At 31.9% G+C, this 7,692-nt stretch carries 7 protein-coding genes; all 7 read left to right on the forward strand.

All coding sequences use genetic code 11. The features are described from left to right. The first annotated feature begins 157 nt into the window (after positions 1-157). The 7 genes from EHQ24_RS00070 (at position 158) to EHQ24_RS00100 (ending at position 7,576) form a co-directional block, all read left to right on the forward strand. Positions 158-1,132 (forward strand): DUF2971 domain-containing protein, encoded by a 975-nt coding sequence (locus EHQ24_RS00070; protein ID WP_135599686.1) that lies wholly within the window; start codon positions 158-160, stop codon positions 1,130-1,132. Positions 1,133-1,316: 184 nt separating this feature from the next. After that, complete coding sequence (locus EHQ24_RS00075) at positions 1,317-2,708, forward strand: caspase family protein (protein WP_135599687.1); 1,392 nt, start codon at positions 1,317-1,319, stop codon at positions 2,706-2,708. A gap of 300 nt (positions 2,709-3,008) precedes the next feature. Continuing rightward, on the forward strand, positions 3,009-3,323 hold the full coding sequence (locus EHQ24_RS00080; RefSeq protein WP_135599688.1) for a nucleotidyltransferase family protein: 315 nt from the start codon (positions 3,009-3,011) through the stop codon (positions 3,321-3,323). After that, positions 3,313-3,663 carry a HepT-like ribonuclease domain-containing protein gene (locus tag EHQ24_RS00085; protein ID WP_135599689.1) on the forward strand — a complete coding sequence of 117 codons (351 nt, stop codon included), beginning with the start codon at positions 3,313-3,315 and terminating at the stop codon, positions 3,661-3,663. The genes EHQ24_RS00080 and EHQ24_RS00085 overlap by 11 nt, the downstream gene beginning before the upstream one ends. 194 nt (positions 3,664-3,857) lie before the next feature. Further along, entirely contained in the window at positions 3,858-4,529 is a 672-nt protein-coding gene (locus EHQ24_RS00090; protein ID WP_135599690.1) for a M24 family metallopeptidase, read from the forward strand. 194 nt (positions 4,530-4,723) lie between these two features. Continuing rightward, positions 4,724-6,649, forward strand: coding sequence for an AAA family ATPase (locus EHQ24_RS00095; RefSeq protein WP_135599691.1), 1,926 nt, complete (start codon positions 4,724-4,726; stop codon positions 6,647-6,649). 216 nt (positions 6,650-6,865) lie between these two features. Then, positions 6,866-7,576: an SH3 domain-containing protein gene (locus EHQ24_RS00100; protein WP_135599692.1), complete on the forward strand. Its 711-nt coding sequence runs from the start codon at positions 6,866-6,868 to the stop codon at positions 7,574-7,576. Positions 7,577-7,692: the final 116 nt, after the last annotated feature.

Genomic DNA, 7,692 nt, shown 5'->3' on the forward strand with positions numbered 1-7,692 from the left:
CTTCGGGACTTGCGCCCTCGCTCGGTCTGCGACACATAGGCTTCTGGCACTCCCCTTGCCTGCGCAAGTGTCGTGACCAGTCCCTAACGTCCCATTCGGGACTCAGGGTCAGCCTACGTCGGTTAGTCTAGTTCGTTATACGAAATGTCCTAAATTTATGAAACAAAACACTCTATTTGCTAGATTACTAGAAAGATTTTTTAATATCAAGAATTCACATGATGATTTACAAAATCCATTTTTAAATCTTTTAAAAAATCAAGAAAATCACCTTACAACAGAATTAATTTACCACTATACCTCATTGGAAGGATTAACAGGAATTTTAGAAAATAAAGAATTATGGCTTTCTAATTCAATTTCATTGAATGATTCAAGTGAGATAAAATATGCAGAATCAATAGAAAAAGAAGTATTATCTGAGTTATTAGAATCTCACAAAGATGACCAATTAGCATTAGATTTCCTAAATTCTTTTTTAGAATCTAAAAAACTAGACAACCAAGTATACATTATTTCTTTCACATCAGATAGCGACTCATTAACTCAATGGCAAGGATACAGTCAAAATCAAGGTGTAGCAATTGGATTTAAAAAGGATACTTTAGCAAAATATACAACCCAACGGTCAAATGAATTCTTTTTAGTCTTCCCTGTGATTTATGATAAAATATTACAAAAATCCATTTTTCAAAAATATTTTTTAGATTTGTTGAGAATTTTAAAAGAAGAAGTTAAACAAGAGAAAATTGAAAAGTCTTTTCATGAAGAAATTATTCAAATTCTAAATGAAACAGTATTTACTGCTTTATCATATTTATATCCTTATTTTAAACATACAGCATTTAAACAAGAACAAGAATGGAGATTTGTTTTAATAAACCATAAATCTAAATATCAATCGAATAAAACCTTAGATATATCTTTCAGATCTGGCAAAAATAAATTAATACCATTCGTAAAAATTAAACTGACTAAAGCAGATACTGAATTATCAGATCTACCAATATCAAATATTATAGTTGGCCCAGGCCCATTTATGAAAAATTTTGCTGAATCAATAGAGTTATATAAAAAAGAAAAAGGGGAAAGTTTCGATGTCAAAAGATCAGAAATTCCTTATAGACCCTAGGACACTTCGTATAACAACGGGGAAACGCTGCGCTTCGGCACTTGCGGCCTCGCTTGGCCTACGGCAAATTTCCCGCTACTCCTAACGCCTTTTACAAAGGCTCAGGGCGGGAAACTTCGTCTCCCCTAGTTCGTTATGCGTAATGTTTTAAAAATCAATTCAAAAATTCTAGGTTATTAAATATATGGGAAAACGATTTTTAGTATCCATCGGCATTAATGATTACGTAAATCATAAAAATTTAGATTTCTGTGTTAAAGATGCGGAAGACATAACTAACGTAATGTCCAAATTTGCTTCTGTTGAAAAAGAAAACACAAGAATTATAACTAGTGAAATTACAAAACCAAATAGTAACCCTTGGGATACATTTTGTGATTCAATTGACGAACTTAAAAGGATATTCAATTCATACGAAGATGATCTATTCTTTTATTTCTCAGGCCATGGAATAAAGTCTGATGAAACTTCCGTTGTTTTCAAAAACAAAACAATCAGATTATCAGAAATTCTATTAAAAATAGATGAATTACTACCTAAAACAAAAATACTTATATTTGACAGCTGTCATTCAGGTATTGGATTCGTTGATGAAACTAAATCAGCGACACTTTATTCTTTACGCACAAAATTAACTTCAGGCTATTATATACTTTCAGCTTGTTCGGAATCCGAAGAGGCAAAAGAATCCAAAAAAAATAAGAACGGTAGATTTACATATTTTTTTATACAAACTATAAGCGATCTTAATAATTACAATAAATATGGTTGTTTGGATTTAAATACCATATTTAGTATTGTAGACGAATATTTCAAAACTAATCCAAATTTTGAACAAAATCCATTTCAACAAATTAAAAGCCTAGGCAGCTATCCTTTAGCAAACAATTTCAACAAATCCCAATTTTATACACGTTACACAATTAGTAACATAACAGAATTTGATTGGAATGATTTTATCACTACAATAAACCTGTATCTAAGCACGAATAAAAATGTAAAAGGAGAGTTTACTAGATTATTACGCGAGCATTGCGAAAACACGTTATCTAATAGTAAAGGGAAAGCTTCTGATCAAACGATTGAAATATCCACCAATAAAATAATCCTTATCGACAATGGAAATTATTTTAATTTATTTTCGCCACCTGAAACGATAAAGCATGGAGGAGGAGTTAAAACTGCAAAAGAATTCGCATCATTATTCTCCGGCTACTATACCTACAATTCTATAACTGAAAATGGTTTAAATTATTATATTTTCGAGTTCGAAGACACCATTAAAGATGAAAAATGTATTTTTCATATTGATTTAAATTCATTCAATAGATTAAAGAATAACAATTTTTCCTTTGATGATCATTGCCATGAATTAGTTATAAGATTTGAAAATTTTGTTATGATGCACAGTTTAATAAATATTTCCATAAGTAATTTAACAAATGAATATCGAAGACTGAATAAACCTATATTTTTTGAATTAAATAAGAATGATCGATTGATAAAGGATGTAGAAAATATGATAGATCTCATGGGAGCTTCAGAATTTATAATAATAAGAACTTATTCAGATTAAAACACTACGCATAACAGCAACTAACCGCTTCGCTTCGGGACTTGCGCCCTCGCTCGGTCTGCGACACATAGGCTTCTGGCACTCCTCTTGCTTACGCAAGCGTCGTTCCAGTCCCTAACGTCCCGTTCCGGGACTCAGGGCCAGCCTACGTCGGTTAGTCTAGTTCGTTATGCGTAATCGCTCAAATTTATTCCTCAAGACATGGGAAACACTTTTAATATGCTAAAAATATCGAAAACAGAGGCAAAAGCAGCATATTCAATCGCTTGACTTTTACACAAAAACGACCAATTTTGAGATATGGCGATAGTTGAACTTCTAGATTCAAACTTTATTCAAAACTCCTTAAAAAATTACAAAAAGGAATTGGATATTCTAGGAGTGGAGACCATTCATCTTTTTGGATCTGTCGCTAGAAATGAAGCAAAACAGAATAGTGATATTGATTTCCTGGTCAAATTCAAGTCTGGAATGAAAAATTTTGATAATTATATCAATCTAACATTTCTACTTGAAGACATTTTTAAAGTAAAAGTTGATTTACTTACTACTGAATCTATATCTGGTTCTCTCAAAAATTCCGTTGAAAGTGAGTCAGTATTAATTGAAGTCTGACTTAGATTATATTAAGCATATATATAATGAAATTCTCTTTCTAAAGGATGAATTATCAAAAACTGATGAAAATTCATTTCTTAATAATAATGTCCTAAAACGAGCATTTGTCCGAAGTATCGAGATTATTGGCGAAGCCTCTAACAAACTTTCTGATTCTTTTAAAAAAAAGCATAATCAACCTGAATGGCGAAAATTTTCTGCAACGAGAAATCATTTAATACATGGCTACTTCATCGTTGATTATGATATTGTTTGGGATCTTGTTAAAAACAAAATTCCAATTCTTGAAATTCAAATTAAAGAAATTTTACAAAAAGAAAAAACACTTTTTGATTAACTTTCGCGACTACGCATAACAGCGACTAACCGCTTCACTTCGGGACTTACGCCCTCGTTCGGTCTACGACACATAGGCTTTTGGCACTCCTCTTGCTTACGCAAGCCTCGTGCCAATCCCTAACGTCCCGTTCGGGACTCAGGGTCAGCCTACGTCGGTTAGTCTAGTTCGTTATACGCAAGCCAGAAAAATCTATGTTAAATTTAGAAAATATTAAAGAAGTTCAGAATATTGCTAAAAAAACTATAGAACATGTTCAATTACATACCAAAGAAGGAATGAATGAACAAGATATCAAGATTCTCGCTGAATCATTCATGGAAAGTAACGGAATAAGCAGGTTTTGGTATTATAATGTTGGTGCTTTAGTTCTAGCTGGAAATAGATCCCTACTTTCAATCTCTGGAAAAGACTACGTTCCTTCTAAAGTTAAAGTCAAAAACGGAGACGTTATTACTATTGATTTAAGTCCAGTTTTAAATAACACTTGGGGTGATTTTGCCAGAACTTTTTATATTGGTAAATCAAATAATGAGATTAACGAGGCTTTGGAATTTATAAAAAACCTTCATTTGATGTTTATTGATATTTATAATCATAATTTAGCTATTTCAATGATTCACAATGAATTATGCAAAAAAATTCAGAATAATGGTTTCGAACTTTTAGATTTTAGAAACAATTTCGGACATTCTATTGAAGAAGACATCACCTTAAGAAAATGGTTCGACTCAAATAATAATGAAAAATTCTCTACTTTAAAGTTTTTCACATTCGAACCTCATATCAAAAAAATAGGAACTAATTATGGAATTAAACATGAAAATATCTACTATTATGATGGATCTAAATTAATCGACGTATAATCTGGCCAGCGTATAACAACGGGGAAACGCTGCGCTTCGGCACTTACGGCCTCGCTTGGGCTTCGCCACATTCCCTTTCTGTCACTCGTTTGCATACGCAAACTCCGTGCCAGTCCCTAACGTCCCGTCACCGGGACTCAGGGTCAGGGATCGTCGTCTCCCCTAGTTCGTTATGCGAAAGCTGAAATAAACTTATGCAAATCATACAAAAAATAGAAATCAAAAATTTTCGTTCATTCGGTAACAGAAAGCAAGAAAAAACCGAAATAAACGAAATTAAAAAACTAAATATTTTTTCTGGATCTAACGATTCAGGAAAATCAAATATATTGAGAGCCTTAAACTTATTTTTTAACAAAAAGACAAATTTAAATGAGTTTTTCGTTTTTGAAAACGATTACTTTCAACGAGTAAATCGAGACGACGATGATATCAAGGAGGAACTCGTTACCATTAAAATTTGGTTTAATAATACAAAGAATAGAAATCTTAATAGACAAAATAGATCTGAAATAAAACTTCCAGAAAGTTTTTGGGTTTCAAGAAAATGGAAAAAAAGTTCGGAGTATAGTACATACGATCAAGATGATGGAGTAAAATTAGCTTTTCAAAAAGAAAAGGGAGATTTTCAGAAAGATTTTTTTGATCAAAAAACAATGCAGTTAAGATCAAATATAAAAGCAAGCCTTTCGAAACAACTAACTGATTATCTAGATTCCGTGCAATATCATTATATACCAGCCATAAAAGATAAAGAATATTTCTCTCATTTATATGGAGAATTACAACAAACATTACTAAAAGAAAAAAAATCTAACGTAGAAACGAATAAATCAAACTTTCAAAAATCGATTCAAGATGACACCTTGATTCTAATGCAAGAATTCGAAAGAGTTGCAAATAACAATTTTCTAAACGTTCAACCCGTATTTGAATTACCAAATCTAATCAATCTATTTCGTACCTTAAAAGTTCAGACAGGATTGGTAAATCTATTATTCCGAGGAGATGGAATTCAAGCCAAGTTAATACCTGAAATTCTAAATTTCATATCAACAAAAGAAAGCTCATTTACTGTAAAAAATATTAAATCAGGAGAAAAAGCAAAAAAATACTTTATATGGGGTTATGAAGAGCCAGAAAATTCTTTCGAATATAAAAATGCCCAGCTTCTAGCTGATAGATTTAAAGATACTTTTACAGAAAATGCACAGATTTTCCTTTCAACTCATTCATTTAATTTCTTATCATTAAACGGCGACAATATTTCAAAATATAGAGTCTGGAAAGATGATTCAATAGAAAGCTCTCGAATAACGAAAATAACTTATAATAAAAATGGAGAAGTAAACTTTGATACCAAAGATTTCAGAAATGATTTTTATAGACTAAATGAAGAACTAGGAGTCTTCTCATTAAATAACAAACTTGAAGAAATCTTTATTGAAACAGAAAAATATAAGAGGATATTAGAAAATAAATTCAAGACAATTAAAAAATCAGAAAACTGCTTATTAGTAGAAGATACTTATGATCAAATTTATAAAATCGCGTGGCTTAAGATTAACAATATAAATTGTAGTGAAGCTAATTATGAAAGTCTATTTGAGGAAAAAGCAAACTTTCGAGTAATGGGGATGGAAGGAGCCGGATCTGTTTCTGGTTTTTTAAGGGCGAAAAATGTCTCCATTTTTAAGGATAACAATATAGTAGGTTTATTTGACTTTGATAAAGAGGGAACAGAAAATTACAGTAATTTAAAAAAAGAAAAATTTTGGACAGCGGAAAATTCAGGGGATAAAAATAGCTGTATTTTCAAAAAAAGAACCGATCACAAATCCTGTTATGCTATGTTAATTCCAGTACCAGCAAATTTAACATATCTAGCTGATATAAAACATCCTAATTTTTCAAATTTTATCGAAATTGAAAATCTATTGCCAGAAAATTTCTTAACCGAAAATGATCTTGTTGAGGAAATGGAAATCTTAGAAAGAAAATATTACAAAATAAAAGATGATAAAAAAAAATCACTTTGGAAGTTATTGTTTAATTTAGAAAGTAAACATTTTTCAAATTTTATACCTATTTTTGAAAAGCTAGAAGAATGGTTCGGTTAGTTTCAGCCTTCGCATAACAGCAGGGAAACGCTGCGCTTCGGCACTTACGGCCTCGCTTGGGCTGCGCCACATTCCCTTTCTGTCACTCGCTCGCATACGCAAGCTACGTGCCAGTCCCTAACGTCCCGTTCGGGACTCAGGGTCAGGGAACGTCGTCTCCCCTAGTTCGTTATACGCTATGCTATAAATATTAAACAATAAAAATAGGAACAGATTATGAATAAGAATTATTTAAATATTTTTATTACCCTAACTATAATACTTTTCTGTAAAAAACCAATTCAAAAGTCAACTATCAATAATGATAAAGAAGAAAGTAAAATTGAATATTCAGAATACAAAAAAAACATAGCTTCAAAATTAATTATAAGAGACAAACCGGATATTTCTGGAAAACAAATTGCGTATCTGAATAAATGTGATCTCGTCAAATTTATATCAGAGGAGCAAAACATCGTTAAAATTGATGATTTAGAGTTCCCTTTCTATAAAATACAAACTCTTGATGGAATTACCGGCTATGCATACGGAGGTTATTTATGGCATACAACCTTAACTCCAGATAGCGACTTTTATAAATCAAAATATGTTCTTAACAAAGCTCCGTTTAATATTCTAGGTAAGTGGAAACAATATCCTGACGATGAAAAAGAGCTTAATTATTATTATATATTCACGAAAGATACTGCAACTTTGGATTACTATTTTCCTCCAGAAGAAGAAACAGACTTCACGCCTAGCCGGGATCCACATGAATATGCTAAAGGTCCCTATACTTACGATGGTTGTTGTGAAATTAATGTTCCATTGGAAAGTGGAAAAAACCTTAAATTCAATGTTGTCAAATTTAAAGGCGAAACAACTCTTATGACGAATTGCTTTATCTTTGATCCAAAATTAAAAGAAGAATTATCTGATTTAAAATAGCACAGCGTATAACAGCAACTAACCGCTTCGCTTCGGGACTGGCGCCCTCGCTCGGTCTACGACACATAGGCTTCTGGCACTCCTCTTGCTTACGCAAGCGTCGTTCCAGTCCCTAA

This window comes from Leptospira noumeaensis, from assembly GCF_004770765.1.
GTDB lineage: Bacteria > Spirochaetota > Leptospiria > Leptospirales > Leptospiraceae > Leptospira_A > Leptospira_A noumeaensis.

Coding starts and splice junctions, on each gene's coding strand:
- EHQ24_RS00070 (WP_135599686.1), top strand. CDS start 158: ATGAAACAAAACACTCTATTTGCTAGATTACTAGAAAGATTTTTTAAT.
- EHQ24_RS00075 (WP_135599687.1), top strand. CDS start 1,317: ATGGGAAAACGATTTTTAGTATCCATCGGCATTAATGATTACGTAAAT.
- EHQ24_RS00080 (WP_135599688.1), top strand. CDS start 3,009: ATGGCGATAGTTGAACTTCTAGATTCAAACTTTATTCAAAACTCCTTA.
- EHQ24_RS00090 (WP_135599690.1), top strand. CDS start 3,858: ATGTTAAATTTAGAAAATATTAAAGAAGTTCAGAATATTGCTAAAAAA.
- EHQ24_RS00095 (WP_135599691.1), top strand. CDS start 4,724: ATGCAAATCATACAAAAAATAGAAATCAAAAATTTTCGTTCATTCGGT.
- EHQ24_RS00100 (WP_135599692.1), top strand. CDS start 6,866: ATGAATAAGAATTATTTAAATATTTTTATTACCCTAACTATAATACTT.